Raw genomic sequence first — 13,679 nt, 5'->3', positions numbered from 1 at the left:
GAGCTTCGTGGCCCGCACGGTCGACTCCGACCGCAAGCACCTCACCGAGGTGCTCCGCCAGGCCTCCGAGCACAACGGCACGGCACTCGTCGAGATCTACCAGAACTGCAACATCTTCAACGACGGCGCCTTCGAGGTCCTCAAGGACAAGGACCAGGCCAAGGAGGCGGTGATCCGCCTGGAGCACGGGCAGCCGATCCGCTTCGGCGCCGAGCACGAGAAGGGCGTCGTCCGCGACCCGGCCACCGGCGACCTCCAGGTCGTCACGGTCACCCCGGAGAACGAGTCCCGGATCCTCGTCCACGACGCCCACTCGGCGACCCCGACGACCGCCTTCGCCCTCTCGCGCCTGGCCGACCCGGACACCCTCCACCAGACCCCGATCGGCGTCTTCCGCTCGGTGGACCGCCCGGTGTACGACACGCTGATGGCGGACCAGCTGGAGACGGCCGTGGAGCGCTACGGCAAGGGCGACCTGGGCCAGCTCCTCACGGGCAACGACACCTGGACGGTCGTGGGCTGACCGTCGTCGGCTGACGCCCGTCCGCGCGGTCGGCCCGGGCTACGGCCCCGGACCGGCCGCGCGGTCAGTCGTCGCGCTTCGCCGCCTCGGCGAAGGGGCCGAGGCAGCGGGGCCTTCCGGAGCGGATACGCCAGAGGGTCAGTCCTTCGAGGACGGTCGTCGAGTTCTCGGTGGCCCTGGAGTGGTAGGACCTCGCCACCCCCCGGTACACCTTGTGGTCCTTCATGAACGCGTACGACGTCGCCGCGCCCGGGTACCTCGCGTTCCTCCCGACAGCGGTGCGCAGTGCCTGCGCCGTCCACCACAGGGCGTCGTACGACTCCACCGCGAACCGGTCGACCGGTTCCGTGGCCGCGAGCCCCCAGCGCTTGCGGTACGCGGCGGCGAAGTCCTTCGCGGCCGGGACCGTGTCGGGGTCGGTGTAGCTCGCCCCGAAGTACCAGCCTTCGGCGGCCGGGCCCGCCACGGTGAGGAACTCCGGCTGGAGCGCGGACTCGACGCTTCCGCACGGACCCCGGTAACCCTGCTGCCGCAGGGCCTTGGCGCACAGGGCGGCCCGGCGCGGCGACTTCCCCACGTACATCACGCCCGTCGGGGAGGTGGCGAGCGCGGCCCGGACCGCCGGGCCGAAGTCCTCGCTGTCCGCCTCGACCCGGTGCACGGTGGCCGTGCCGCCGGCGGGAGGCATGGCCTTCAGGTTCCGGGCGGCGAGCCAGCTGTAGGTGCCGGCCGCCCGGTCCTCGATGACGGCGGTGCGGCCCAGGCCGTGCTCGGTGAGGTAGCGGCCGAAGGGCGTCGGCATCACGTCGGGGTAGGGCCGCACTTCGAAGTAGGTGCGCGTCTCCGGCGTCTGGCCCCGGATCACCCCGTCCGCGACCGACGCCACCACGCTCAGCACCGGCACCTTCGGATCGACGAGCACGTCGGCCGCCGCGATCGCCGTCTCCGTGGCCGTCGGGCCGAGAACGGCGACCAGGGCCGGGTCCTGGAGGAGGGCGCGGGCCCCTGCGGCGGCCCGTTTCGGGTCACCGCCGTCGTCCGTCACCTTGAGCACCAGGTCGAAGGGCCGGTCCGCGCGGGCGTTGAAGGTCTCCGCGGCGAGGCGCAGTCCGCGTTCCTGGGCGCGCCCGTCCGCCTTGCCGGGGCCGCTGAGGTCGGTGAGGACGCCGATCGTGTACGTCGCCTTCGGCGCCCCCGTGCCGCCGCCGGTGCCGGTGCCCGGGTCGCGGCCGAGCAGCCAGGCGGTGAGGCCTCCCGTGCCGGCGACGGCCCCGGCGGCGGCGAGGACCAGGAAGCGGCGCCGTGAAGTCCCCTGCGGTTCCTCCGGGTCGAGCATGGTGGGGTCGGCGACCGGCAGGTCCAGGACCCGCGAGGAGCGCTGGGCGATCAGCGCGGGCAGGCCGGGCGGCAGCCAGTCGCCCGCCGCCGGCCCCTCGTACGGACCGAGGGCGTCCCGCACCTCGGTGGTGCCCGGCCGGTCGGCGGCGTCCTTGGCGAGACAGGCCGCGACCAGGGGCAGCAGCGGCTCGGGCAGGCCGTCGAGGTCGGGCTCCTCGTGGACGGTGCGGTAGACGACCGAGGCCACCGCGCCCATGCCGAAGGGGCGGCGTCCGGTCAGCGCGTACGCGAGGACACAGCCGAGCGAGAAGACGTCACTGGCCGACCCGACTTCGCCGGCGCCCAGGGCACGGGCCTGCTCGGGGGCGAGGAAGCCGGGCGTGCCGATCATGGCGTCGGTGGCCGTGAGCGCGGTCGCGCCGGCGGTCCTGGCGATGCCGAAGTCGATGAGCCGGGGCCCGTCGAGGGCGAGCAGCACGTTGCCAGGCTTGACGTCCCGGTGGACAAGCCCGGCCGTGTGCATGTCGGCGAGGGCATCGGCGAGCCGTGCGCCGAGCGCCCGCACGGTCGGCTCGGGCAGGGCGCCGTGCAGGGCGACGGCCTCGGCGAGCGAGGGCCCGGGCACGTACTCGGTGGCGAGCCAGGGCTCCCGGGCCTCCGGGTCGGAGCCGAGGACGCGGACGACCCAGCGGCCGGTGATCCGCTCGGCGGCCCGCGCCTCGCGGCGGAACCGCTCCCGGAAGCCCGGGTCGGCGGCGTGCTCGGCGCGGATCAGCTTGAGCGCGGCGAGCGCGCCGCCGGAGGACCGGGCGAGGTAGACCACGCCCATGCCTCCGGCGCCGAGCCGGCCGAGCAGCCGGTAGCCGGCGATCGAGGAGGGATCGGCCTTCTTGAGCGGCTGCACGCTCAGGCCTTCTTCGGCTTGCTGGGTTCCGCGGGCGCGGGGCCGAGGAACTTGTAGGCCCCGTTCTGCACGCCGTAGACGAAGGTGCCCATGCCGGTGAGCTCCCCGCTGTCGCCGAACTCGTAACCGCCCATGGCCCCGGTGTACTTCTGCGTGCGCAGGGCCTCCCACAGGCCCTTGCGGGTGAGCGGGCCCTTGGCGGCGCTCGTGGAGAGCCAGGACGTGACCAGGTTGACCACGTCGAAGGACTCGCCGGTGTAGAAGGCGGGGGTGGTGCCGTAGCGCTTGCGGTAGGCGTCGAGGAAGTCCTGGGCGGGCTTGCGGTCGGCCGCTTTCTGCTTGGTGTCGGCGGCCCGCTGGACGGGATCGATGACGGGCGCGCAGACGTACCAGCCCTCGGCGGCGCTCCCGGCCTCCTTCAGGAATTCCGAGCCGAAGACGTGCTGGCCGGCGAACCGGGGCCCGGTGAAGCCGAGTTGCTGCAGGGCTCGGGCGGCGAGCACGGCTGTGGAGCGGACGCCGCAGTGGACGTACGCGTCGATGCCGGCGTCGATCATCTCCCCGATGATCCGGCGGTAGTCGGTGGCCCGGCCCGGCACCACCCGGAAGTGCGGCTTGATGCCGGCCTGTTCGAAGCCGAAGCCGACCCCTTTGACGTACTGCCAGCTGTACGGGTCGTTGGTGCGTTCCTGGAGGACTCCGGGGCGGCGGATCTGCGGCAGCAGCGTGGCGGACCAGGCGAGGTAGGTGCCCGCCAGGAGGTGGTTCGGGATGGCGCGGAGGACGGTCGTGTTCGGCGGGCCGACCTCGGCGCGCAGGGTGAAGAGGTTGTAGCCCGCCGAGGTGGTGAGGAGTGGTGTGCCGGCCTCCTCGAAGGCGGGGAGCGCGGCGATGCCGGTCTCGTCGGAGGTGGGGCCGAGGACGGCGATCACGGAGGGGTCGGAGGTGAGCCGGCGGGCGGCGGCGAGGGCACCGCCGCGGTCCCCGCGGTCGTCGGAGACCTTGAGTTCGAGGGTGAAGGGCTTGCCCTTGTGCACGGCGTTGAACCGCTCGACGGCGAGCCGGGCGCCGCGCTCCTGGGCCTTGCCGATCTCCTGGGCGGGCCCGGAGAGGTCGGCGAGGACGCCGATGGCCCAGGTGTTCCGGGGCTTCGGCGCGGGGGGCTTCCCGTCGCCGCCGGTGTCGTCGCGCCCGGAGTTCCGCAGTGCGTACGCGCCGCCGCCCGCCGCGAGCACCGCGGCACCGGCGCCGAGCAGCAGGAAGCCGCGCCTGCTCTTCGCGGGTGGCGCCGTGGGCGCCTCGGTGGCGTCGATCTCGGGCAGGGCGAGCATGCGGGCGGAGCGTTCCGCGATGGTCCGCACGACGGGGGCGGGCAGCCAGTCGGCGCCGTCGCCCGGGGTGTCCTCGACGAGCCGCATGCCGATCTCGGCGGCCGCGGGCCGGGCGGTCGGGTCCTTGGCGAGGCAGGCCCGGACGAGGTCGAGCAGCCCTTCGGGTACGCCGGTGAGATCGGGTTCGTCATGGACGGTCCGGTACATCAGGGCGTCCACGGCGCCGGTGCCGAAGGGCGGCCGGCCGGTCGCCGCGTACACGAGGAGACAGCCGAGGGCGAAGACGTCGGCGGGCGGGCCGATGGCGTCGGTGCGGGCCTCGGCCTGCTCGGGGGCGAGGAAGCCGGGGGTGCCGACGACCATGTCGGTGGCGGTGAGGGCGGTCTCCCCGGTGGCACGGGCGATGCCGAAGTCGATGAGGCGCGGGCCGTCGACGGCGAGGAGGACGTTGCCGGGCTTGACGTCGCGGTGGACGAGCCCGGCTGCGTGGACGGCGGCGAGGGCTCGGGCGACGGACCAGCCGAGGAGGCGGACGGACCGCTCGGGCAGCGGGCCGTGCGCGGTGACGGCCTCGCCGAGGGAGGGGCCGGCGACGAAGGCGGTGGCCATCCAGGGTTCGGGGGCGTCCGGGTCGGCGCCGGTGACGGGCACGGCCCAGGGGCTGGAGACCCGGCGGGCGGCCTCGACCTCGCGGCGGAAGCGGGCGCGGAAGTCGGGCTGGTCGGCCTGGTCGGCGTGGGTGACCTTGACGGCGGCGAGTTCGCCGGCGGCGGTGCGGCCGAGGTAGACGACGCCCATGCCGCCGGCGCCGAGGCGGCCCAGGAGGCGGTAGCCGGCGATCGAGGACGGGTCGGCGGGGAGCAGCGGCTGAAGCGCGCCGGGCTCGGGGGCGGGCTCCGGGACGGGCCGGGGGTCGGGCTGGGCCATCGGGCTCACGACTGGGCTCCCCACTGCTTCTTGACGCGGTCCTGCATGATGACGTTGGCCCGGACCTGGGCGTCGGTGGTCTTCGCCTCGGTGTAGCCGGGGGCTCCCTTGATGACGGTGGCGAAGCTGACCTGCCCGATGCGGCTCTGCATCCAGGTGTAGAACTGCGGTCCCTTGAAGGCGTCGTTGAGGTACGAGCCGCGCTCGAGGAGGAGGTCGTCCGTGGTGGAGTGCTCGTCGTAAGGGGGGCTGACCGAGGTGAGGCCGCTGATGCGTTCGCCCTCGCGCAGCCGCTGGGCGGGGCAGCGCAGCGCCTCCTCCAGGGTTTCGGCCATCTCCCAGTCCGCGTCGGACTCGGTGCGGTGGATGGTGACGGTGGCGGCGACGCGCAGGGCTCCCTTGCCGCCGGCGGCCGGGATCTCGCCGTAGGAGGTGACGCTGTAGAGGACGGAGCCCGGCAGGCTGCCGGCCTCCCAGGTGCAGTCCGTGTCGAGGACCGGCCAGGAGCCGGGCTCGCTGAGGAACGGGCTGCGCTCGACGTAGTCGGGGCCCCAGTCGTCCGGACCCGCCACGACGGCGAGCGCCAGCCGCTTCGCGTCGGCCGCGGTGCGCGGGGCCTTCTTCGGGTCCAGGGCGAGGCCCGGTCGGCTCGGCGTCGGGGTCGGGGTCCCGGACGCGCTGCTGCTCGGTGTCCCCCGGGGCGGTTTCCCGTCGTCCCCGCCTCCTCCCGACGAACAGCCCGCCAGGAGTGCCACGCCCACCGCCAGCACGGCACCGGTGCGCAGCGTTCTTTCGTACGTGTCCCTCACGATTCCCCCACGGTCGCTCACACGATCCCCCGTTCGGTGAAGGAGATCGTACGGCCCCGCGGATCAACTGGGCGGGTCTACAACCTCATTGGGACGCTCCCCGCACCGTGTCGTAACGCACACGCGCCTCCTCCACCGCCCCGAGGCTGCTCGCGGTCCAGCGGGCGAGTTCGGCGACCCGGCGGGCGGCCTCCTCGCCGAGGGGGGTGAGGGTGTAGTCGACGCGGGGCGGGATGACGGGCTTGGCGTCGCGGTGGACGAAGCCGTCGCGCTCCAGGGTCTGGAGCGTCTGCGTGAGCATCTTCTCGCTGACGCCGCCGATCGCGCGGCGCAGCTCGCTGAAGCGGTACGAGCGCTCCCGCAGGGCGATCAGGATCAGGACGCCCCAGCGGCTGGTGACGTGCTCCAGGACGCGGCGCTCCGGGCACATGGCGTCGACCATGCTCTTCCCACTTACTCCCATGCCTGTACCTTACTTCAAAGTTGGTACTTACGAATAGATAGCGCCCGTCGTACGGTGAGTGCATCGCCCATCGCACCCCCACCGGAAGAAGAGACCCATGAGCATCGTCGTCACCGGCGCCACCGGACAGCTCGGCCGCCTCGTCATCAGCGAGCTGCTGGCCCGCGTCCCCGCCGAGTCCGTCGTCGCCGTCGTCCGCGACAAGGCCAGGGCCGCCGACCTGGCCGAGCGCGGGGTCGAGCTCCGCGTCGCCGACTACAGCGCGCCGGAGACCCTGGCGGGCGCCTTCGAGGCCGGCGACCGGGTGCTGCTGATCTCCGGGAGCGAGGTCGGGCAGCGGGTGGCCCAGCACGCCGCCGTGGTGAGCGCCGCGAAGGCCGCGGGCGTGGCCCAGCTCGCGTACACCGGCATCCTCGGCGGCCCGGAGGCCGACTTCACGCTCGCCGACGAGCACAAGGCGACCGAGGAGCTGATCCTCGCGTCCGGCCTGCCGTACACCTTCCTCCGCAACGGCTGGTACTCCGAGAACTACACGGCCAACCTCGCCCCGGTCCTGGCCCACGGCGCCGTCGTCGCCAACGCCGGCGAGGGCCGGATCGCCTCCGCCGCCCGCGCCGACTACGCCGCCGCAGCGGCCGCCGTCCTGACCGGCCCGGCCGAGGAGCACCTGAACAGGGCGTACGAGCTGAGCGGCGACACCGCCTGGTCCCTCGCCGAGTACGCGGCCGAGGTCGCCGCCCAGACCGGCCGGGAGATCGCGTACAGCGACGTCCCCGCCGCGACCCACCTGGAGATCCTCACCGGCGCCGGGGTCCCGCGGCCCTTCGCCGAGATCCTGGTCGACGTCGACCGGGCCGTCGCGGGCGGCGCGCTCGCCCTGCGGACCGGCGATCTGGCCCGGCTGACCGGCCGCCCGACCACCCCGATCGCCGCCTCGATCAAGGAGGCGCTCGCCGCCTCGTGACGCTGTCATGACCGTATGGCGGTACGGGCATGACAACCCGCCCCGTGCGGCGCTACCTTCGACAGGACAGGCGCGGCGCACAGGGCGGGAGGTCCACGGTGGAGACCGAGAAGAACGAGGGACGAGCAGGACTGCTCTACGGGATCGGCGCCTACGGCATGTGGGGACTGGTCCCGCTCTTCTGGCCCCTCCTCAAGCCCGCCGGGGCCGTCGAGATCCTCGCCCACCGCATGGTGTGGTCCCTGCTCTTCGTCGGCGTCGCCCTGCTCGCGCTGCGCCGCTGGGGCTGGATACCCAAGCTCGCGCGCAGCCCGCGCAAGCTCGGCCTGATCACCCTGGCCGCCGCCGTCATCACCGTGAACTGGGGCCTCTACATCTGGTCCGTCAACACGGGGCACGTCGTCGAGGCCTCCCTCGGCTACTTCATCAACCCGCTCGTCACCATCGCCCTCGGCGTCCTCGTCCTCAAGGAGCGGCTGCGCCCCGCGCAGTGGGCGGCCGTCGGCGTCGGCTTCTCGGCCGTGCTCGTCCTGGCCGTCGGGTACGGGCGGCCGCCGTGGATCTCGCTCACCCTGGCGTTCTCCTTCGCCGCCTACGGCCTGGTGAAGAAGAAGGTCAACCTCGGCGGCCTGGAGTCGCTCGCCGCCGAGACCGCCGTCCAGTTCCTGCCCGCCCTCGCCTACCTCGTCTGGCTCGGGAGCCAGGGCACCCTGGCCTTCGGCTCCCACGGCGCCGGCCACACGGCGCTGCTCGCCGCCACCGGCCTCGTCACGGCGGCCCCCCTCGTCTGCTTCGGGGCGGCGGCGATCCGCGTACCGCTGTCCACGCTCGGACTGCTCCAGTACCTCGCGCCGACCTTCCAGTTCCTGCTCGGGGTCGTCTACTTCCACGAGGAGATGCCGCCGGAGCGCTGGGCCGGCTTCTCCCTCGTCTGGCTGGCGCTGACGCTCCTCACCTGGGACGCGCTCCGGACGGCCCGCAAGAGCCGCGCCGCGGTCGAGGCGGCGGCCTCCGCCGCTCGCACGGAGACCGCTCGTACGGAGGCCGCTCGTACGGAGGCCGCTCGCGCGGAGAGCGCCCCCGCGGAGAGCGCCCCCGCAACCGGACACGCCGGCGGGGAGGCCGGGGCCGCGCCGGTTTCCACCCCATCGGCCCAGCCCGGACGCTGACGAGGGGCGAGTGGCACGCGCGCGTAGTTGTGTCGGAAGTCCAGGCCCCGACGGTGCGGGGCCCCTCCTGAGCGGAGTGATGGCTCCATGTCGCAGCCCCTCGCCCTCTCGGTCGACTTCGGCAAGGGATTCACGGACGCCTGGTCCGCCGTCGCCGCGTTCGTCCCGAAGTTCATTGGCTTCCTCGCGATCCTGATCGTCGGCTGGTTCGTCGCCAAGATGATCGCCAAGGTCGCCGACCGCGTCCTGCGCCGTGTCGGCTTCGAGCGGATGGCCGAGCGCAGCGGCGTCGCGAACACCCTCCGGGGATCGAAGTACGACGCCACCGGCATCATCTGCAAGATCCTCTACTACGCGATCCTGCTGATCGCCCTTCAGCTGGCCTTCGGGGTCTTCGGCCCCAACCCGGTCAGCGTCATGATCAACGGCATCGTCGCCTGGCTGCCGCGTGCGATCGTCGCCTGCGTCATCGTCGTCGTCGCCATGGCCATCGCCCGCGCCGTACGGGACATCGTGGAAGGCGCGCTGGGGCAGACCTCCTACGGCAAGGTCCTCGCCACGGCGGCCTGGGCGTTCATCGTCGGCCTCGGCGTCATCGCCGCGCTGGGCCAGGCGGGCATCGCGACCGCCATCACCGGCCCGGTGCTCACGGCCGTGCTCGCGATGATCGCCGGTGTCGTGATCGTCGGCGTCGGCGGCGGGCTCGTCACCCCGATGCGGGGCCGCTGGGAGCGCTGGCTGTCGGCCGCCGAGCAGGAGACCGGCCGGGCGAAGGACCAGATCTCGGCCTACCAGCGCGGCCGCGAGGACGCCCGGGGCGGGATGCCGGCGGCGCAGGAACGCGCGACGCGGGGCGAGCGGGACGAGCGCGGCGGGTCCCACGAGCCGCCCATGGACCCGATGTAGGCACGGCGGGCCCGGGAGACGACCACGGACCCGGGACTCACACGCCCAGCAGGTCGTGCTCCCGGATCAGCCAGCAGACCGCCGTCAGGCGGAGGGTCGCGAAGTCGTGGCCGACGGGCTCGGTCCAGTCGACCTCGGAGAGCCAGTCGGTGAACCCGAGGACGTAGTCGGCCAGCTCCTCCCGGCGGACGGTCCGGCCCTCCGGCCCCCGCTGGGGCGGGATCAGCGCGTCGCACACGGCCGCCGCGTGCTGGTCGACGGCGGCCACGAGCCCCGGCTCGAAGGAGAACTCCGAGAGCCGGGGCATGTACGTGGCGGCGACGTCGATCAGCGGGCTGCCGGGCGAATCGTTCATCCCTCCACATTAGGTGCGTACCAGAGGGTCCAGACCGTGACGTTCGTCGCAGGTCCCGGCCTCCGCGCCCCCCTGGGGCGGGCGGAAAACCGGTGGCCTCGCCCGGTGGTCGCCCCGCACCCTGAGGCGCATGGAAGAACCGAAGTACCGGATCCGCGCGCTCCACACCGAGCGCACGATCACCGTCTACCAGGCGTACCGGCCCGCGATCGGGCTGCCGGCCGCCCGCGACGGCCGTTTCCCGGAGGCCTGGAAGCGGGACCGGATGACGTGGATCAAGCCGTCGTTCCTGTGGATGATGTACCGCTCCGGCTGGGGGGAGAAGGAGGGCCAGGAGACCGTCCTCGCCGTGGAGATCACCCGCGAGGGCTTCGAATGGGCCCTGCGGAACGCCTGCCTCTCCCACTACAAGCGCGGCTTCCACACCGACCAGGCCTCCTGGAAGCGGCAGCTGCGGCAGGCGCCGGCCCGGGTCCAGTGGGACCCCGAGCGGGACCCGCACCTGAGGCCCCTCCCGTACCGCTCGCTCCAGCTCGGCCTGTCGGGCGAGGCGACCCGCCGGTACGCGGACGAGTGGACGGTCTCCGTCACCGACGTGACCGCGCTCGCCCACGAGGTCCACGCCCTGGTCCGGGCCGGCGACCTGGAGGCCGCCGGCCGGCTGCTCCCCCGGGAGGAGCCCTACCCGGAGCCGGAGGGCCTCCTGGACCACCTGAGGGCGCCGGCACCGGTCCGGGTCCAGGCCTAGGGCCTGTCCGGCCCTGATCGGCAAGACACCCCCTAGGCCCCGGCTCCCATCCCGGCGACGCCGAAGTTGAAGTCGCCGGTGCCGAGCATCCCGTAGAGCCGCAGCCACAGGGGCAGGAGCTGCTCGGCGGCGCGGGCGCTCGACAGGTCGCCGAGGTCGATGATCCGGTCGGCGGCCCAGCCGAAGGAGGCGAGCAGCTCGGCGACCACGGCCTTCGCGCCCTCGTCGTCGCCGCTCAGGAACACGTTGTGGTGCCCGGGGACCCGGCCGGGCTCGACCATGACGGTGTTGGTCATGGTGTTGAGCGTCTTGACGACGCGCGTCTCCGGGAAGGCCTGCTGGAGCTGCTCGGCGACGCTCCTGCCGTCGGGCAGGCCCACCTTGGGCGGAAAGCCCTCGGAGAAGTCGAGGGCGTTGGACACGTCCACGAGGACCTTGCCGCGCAGGTTCGCGGCGCCCGCCGCCTCCAGTGCGGCGAGGGAGACCAGCCCGCCGGTCGCGTTGACGACCAGCTCGGCGGGGCCGGCGGCGTCGGCGAAGGTGCCGTGCGTCCCGCCGTACTCTCCCGCCCACTTGGCGGCCTCGGCGTTGTCCGCCGTACGGGACCCCATGGCCACGTCGTGCCCCAGCGAGACCAGCTTGGTGGCGAGCCGGCGCCCGACCTCACCCGTGCCCAGTACGGCGATCTTCATCTGCGTGCGCTCCTTCGGAGGGGACGACGGCCGAAAGGCCGACCCTAAGCCGTACTGAACCCGCCCTCCACTCCTTCTCTTCCCGGCATGTCCCCCCACAGGCCCCTACGCCCGTCGCACCACCTGCGCCTCCGCCCGTTCGACCGACGCTCGGCCGTGGACGTGGACCAGGGCCAGGTGGAAGAGGGACGGGGCCAGCGGAGCCCAGCGGTGGCGGCGCTCCGGGGACAGGAGGTAGCGCGTGACGTCGGCCGTGCGGAAGGGAACGTACTCGATCGTCTCGTGCTCCCACCGGTCCGCGACGCCCCTGCTCATGCGCGCCTGGAGCTGGTCGCCCGTCAGATCGTTCAGGCGTGCGTAGAAGTGGGCGCTCCAGTGGCGCTTGCCGACGTCGAGGACGAAGGCGAGCAGCGAGAGCGAGTACTCGTGCGGCTCGATCGACAGTTCCTCGCGCATGCCCCGGCGGGCGACGGCGTGCAGGTCGGGGGCGTTGCGTCCGGCGGAGTCGATGTGGCGCGAGAGGCCTTCGTTGACGGAGGAGTTCCAGAGTCCCGGTGCCATGCGGACGCGTTCGCTGCGACGGCTCACGACCAGCAGGTGGTCGGCGGTGACGACGGCGATGTTGACGGCGAAGCTGCACTGGAGGAACGCGGGCGCGGTGAGCGGCGCGTCCGGGTCGAGATAGCGGCCTCGTGGGGTGGTGCCGTCCGGGAAGCGCCGGTCGAGCTGCTGGGCGGCGAGGAAGGTGTAGTAGTCGGTGGGCTTCAGCCGCAGGTGGACTTCGGACTGCTCGTCGAGGGCGGTACGGGTGATCTCGACGGACTCGACGGCGTACCGGGGTCCGTTCCAGACAGGTCGGCGCTCACCGGCTTCAGCGGCACGGTCCTCCTCGGCCTCGATCTCGGTGCGCCAGTCCGCCATCTCCTCCGGCAGGTCGACTTCCCCGTCGAGCACTTGGACGTGGACGGATTCGGCGGCGATGGCCCGGTCGCCGTCGCCCTCGACGATGAGTGCGGGGGTGTGCAACGGGCCGAGGGAGAACGTGGCCCAGGCGCGGCCCTGCTCCTGCCGGTAGGTGAGACTGCGGACGACACCGGCGGAGCGGCGGCGGGCCTTGAACCACAGGTCCTGTGTCCACTGCTGGAAGAGGGTCGCGAAGACGACTCCGAGGATGGCGCCGACGATTCCGTTGCCCAGGTCTATTCCGTCCACGGGCAGCAGCGTAGGTCATGTTCACGCCCTGTCCGGTGAGCGAACAGACCTGACCGGTTTCCGCTCTTGACGTGAAGTCAAATTCTCACTGAACATTCAGCACGCACAACAGAACAACCGAACACCGCACATGTACTCGTACAGCTCCAGCCGCCTCGTGGCACCCACGCCCGGGGCGTCTCGCACGTTCCGTCCCATCCCCGTTCGGAATCCGGAGCCCCCACATGAACCTCTCCGTTCCCAGACGCGCCACCGCGGCCGCCGCGCTCGCGGCGCTCGCGCTCGCCGGGCTCACCGGCACCAGCGCCTCCGCCAGCCCGGCCGCCGCGGCGGCCGTCACGCCGCCCGACATATCCCTCGCCAACGTCAAGCAGCACTTGGCGGACCTCCAGTCGATCGCCACCGCCAACGGCGGCAACCGCGCCCACGGCCGTACCGGCTACAAGGCCTCGATCGACTTCGTGAAGGCGAAGCTGGACGCCGCCGGCTACACCACCACGCTCCAGCAGTTCAGCTACAACGGCGCCACCGGCTACAACCTGATAGCCGACTGGCCGGGCGGCGACCCGAACCAGGTGGTCATGTCCGGCTCGCACCTGGACTCGGTCACCTCGGGCCCCGGCATCAACGACAACGGCTCCGGGTCCGCCGCGATCCTGGAGACCGCGCTCGCCGTCTCCCGCGCCCAGCTCCAGCCGACGAAGCACCTGCGCTTCGGCTGGTGGGGCGCCGAGGAGCTCGGACTCGTCGGCTCGAAGTACTACGTCAACAACCTTCCCAGCACCGAGCGTTCGAAGATCAAGGGCTACCTGAACTTCGACATGATCGGCTCGCCGAACCCGGGCTACTTCGTCTACGACGACGACCCGACGATCGAGCAGACCTTCAAGGACTACTACGCCGGGCTCGGCATCCCCACCGAGATCGAGACCGAGGGCGACGGCCGCTCGGACCACGCGCCCTTCAAGAACGCGGGCATACCGGTCGGCGGCCTGTTCTCCGGCGCCGACTACACCAAGACGTCGGCGCAGGCGCAGAAGTGGGGCGGCACGGCCGGGCAGGCCTTCGACCGCTGCTACCACTCGTCCTGCGACACCACGGCGAACATCAACGACACGGCCCTGGACCGGAACGCGGACGCCGTCGCGTACGCGGTCTGGAACCTGTCCTCGGGGACGACGACCCCGCCGACCGGCACGGTCTTCGAGAACACCGCCGACGTCTCCATCCCGGACAACGGCGCCGCGGTCACCTCCTCCGTCACCGTCAGCGGCGTCGCGGGCAACGCGCCCTCGACCCTCAAGGTCGGCGTGGACATCGTCCACACCTACATCGGTG

Annotated in this window: 12 protein-coding genes and 1 pseudogene; 6 read left to right on the top strand and 7 right to left on the bottom strand. The window is 72.7% G+C overall.

The features are described 5' to 3' along the window. Nucleotides 1–523 (top strand): annotated as a pseudogene (locus tag ABZ318_RS36310) (2-oxoacid:ferredoxin oxidoreductase subunit beta); the annotation flags it as partial. 64 nt (nt 524–587) lie between these two features. Here ABZ318_RS36310 and ABZ318_RS36305 read toward each other — a convergent pair. The 4 genes from ABZ318_RS36305 to ABZ318_RS36290 form a co-directional block, all read right to left on the bottom strand. Continuing rightward, nucleotides 588–2,765, bottom strand: a complete 2,178-nt coding sequence (locus ABZ318_RS36305) for a bifunctional serine/threonine-protein kinase/ABC transporter substrate-binding protein (protein ID WP_356906696.1) — start codon at nt 2,763–2,765, stop codon at nt 588–590. A gap of 2 nt (nt 2,766–2,767) precedes the next feature. After that, complete coding sequence (locus tag ABZ318_RS36300) at nt 2,768–5,023, bottom strand: bifunctional serine/threonine-protein kinase/ABC transporter substrate-binding protein (RefSeq protein ID WP_356906697.1); 2,256 nt, start codon at nt 5,021–5,023, stop codon at nt 2,768–2,770. Nucleotides 5,024–5,028: 5 nt separating this feature from the next. Next, on the bottom strand, nt 5,029–5,832 hold the full coding sequence (locus ABZ318_RS36295; RefSeq protein ID WP_356906695.1) for a hypothetical protein: 804 nt from the start codon (nt 5,830–5,832) through the stop codon (nt 5,029–5,031). An 85-nt stretch (nt 5,833–5,917) separates the two neighbouring features. Next, nucleotides 5,918–6,295 (bottom strand): helix-turn-helix domain-containing protein, encoded by a 378-nt coding sequence (locus ABZ318_RS36290; RefSeq protein ID WP_356906694.1) that lies wholly within the window; start codon nt 6,293–6,295, stop codon nt 5,918–5,920. A 97-nt stretch (nt 6,296–6,392) separates the two neighbouring features. Between ABZ318_RS36290 and ABZ318_RS36285 the strand changes: the two genes are divergently transcribed. The 3 genes from ABZ318_RS36285 to ABZ318_RS36275 all read left to right on the top strand — a co-directional run bounded on the left by ABZ318_RS36285 (nt 6,393) and on the right by ABZ318_RS36275 (nt 9,334). Then, nucleotides 6,393–7,259, top strand: coding sequence for an NmrA family NAD(P)-binding protein (locus ABZ318_RS36285; RefSeq protein WP_356906693.1), 867 nt, complete (start codon nt 6,393–6,395; stop codon nt 7,257–7,259). Nucleotides 7,260–7,357: 98 nt separating this feature from the next. Continuing rightward, nucleotides 7,358–8,428: an EamA family transporter RarD gene (gene rarD, locus ABZ318_RS36280; protein WP_356906692.1), complete on the top strand. Its 1,071-nt coding sequence runs from the start codon at nt 7,358–7,360 to the stop codon at nt 8,426–8,428. 87 nt (nt 8,429–8,515) lie between these two features. Continuing rightward, nucleotides 8,516–9,334 carry a hypothetical protein gene (locus ABZ318_RS36275; RefSeq protein ID WP_356906691.1) on the top strand — a complete coding sequence of 273 codons (819 nt, stop codon included), beginning with the start codon at nt 8,516–8,518 and terminating at the stop codon, nt 9,332–9,334. 37 nt (nt 9,335–9,371) lie between these two features. On the opposite strand, the gene ABZ318_RS36270 is transcribed toward ABZ318_RS36275, so the two are convergent. Beyond that, entirely contained in the window at nt 9,372–9,689 is a 318-nt protein-coding gene (locus ABZ318_RS36270; protein ID WP_356906690.1) for a DUF6401 family natural product biosynthesis protein, read from the bottom strand. Nucleotides 9,690–9,819: 130 nt separating this feature from the next. Between ABZ318_RS36270 and ABZ318_RS36265 the strand changes: the two genes are divergently transcribed. After that, complete coding sequence (locus ABZ318_RS36265) at nt 9,820–10,437, top strand: DUF4291 domain-containing protein (RefSeq protein WP_356906689.1); 618 nt, start codon at nt 9,820–9,822, stop codon at nt 10,435–10,437. Between the two features lie 32 nt (nt 10,438–10,469). On the opposite strand, the gene ABZ318_RS36260 is transcribed toward ABZ318_RS36265, so the two are convergent. Next, nucleotides 10,470–11,129 carry an NAD(P)-binding domain-containing protein gene (locus ABZ318_RS36260; RefSeq protein WP_356906688.1) on the bottom strand — a complete coding sequence of 220 codons (660 nt, stop codon included), beginning with the start codon at nt 11,127–11,129 and terminating at the stop codon, nt 10,470–10,472. Nucleotides 11,130–11,234: 105 nt separating this feature from the next. Continuing rightward, entirely contained in the window at nt 11,235–12,341 is a 1,107-nt protein-coding gene (locus tag ABZ318_RS36255) for a hypothetical protein (protein WP_356906687.1), read from the bottom strand. 224 nt (nt 12,342–12,565) lie between these two features. Here ABZ318_RS36255 and ABZ318_RS36250 point away from each other — a divergent pair. Next, nucleotides 12,566–13,679, top strand: a 1,114-nt coding sequence (locus ABZ318_RS36250; RefSeq protein WP_356906686.1) for a M28 family metallopeptidase, incomplete at its 3' end; no start/stop codon positions are given.

Source organism: Streptomyces sp. NPDC006197 (genome assembly GCF_040613865.1).
GTDB lineage: Bacteria > Actinomycetota > Actinomycetes > Streptomycetales > Streptomycetaceae > Streptomyces.
The sequence above is the reverse complement of the archived record's forward strand: the minus strand, read 5'-3'. Positions and strand labels throughout refer to the sequence as shown.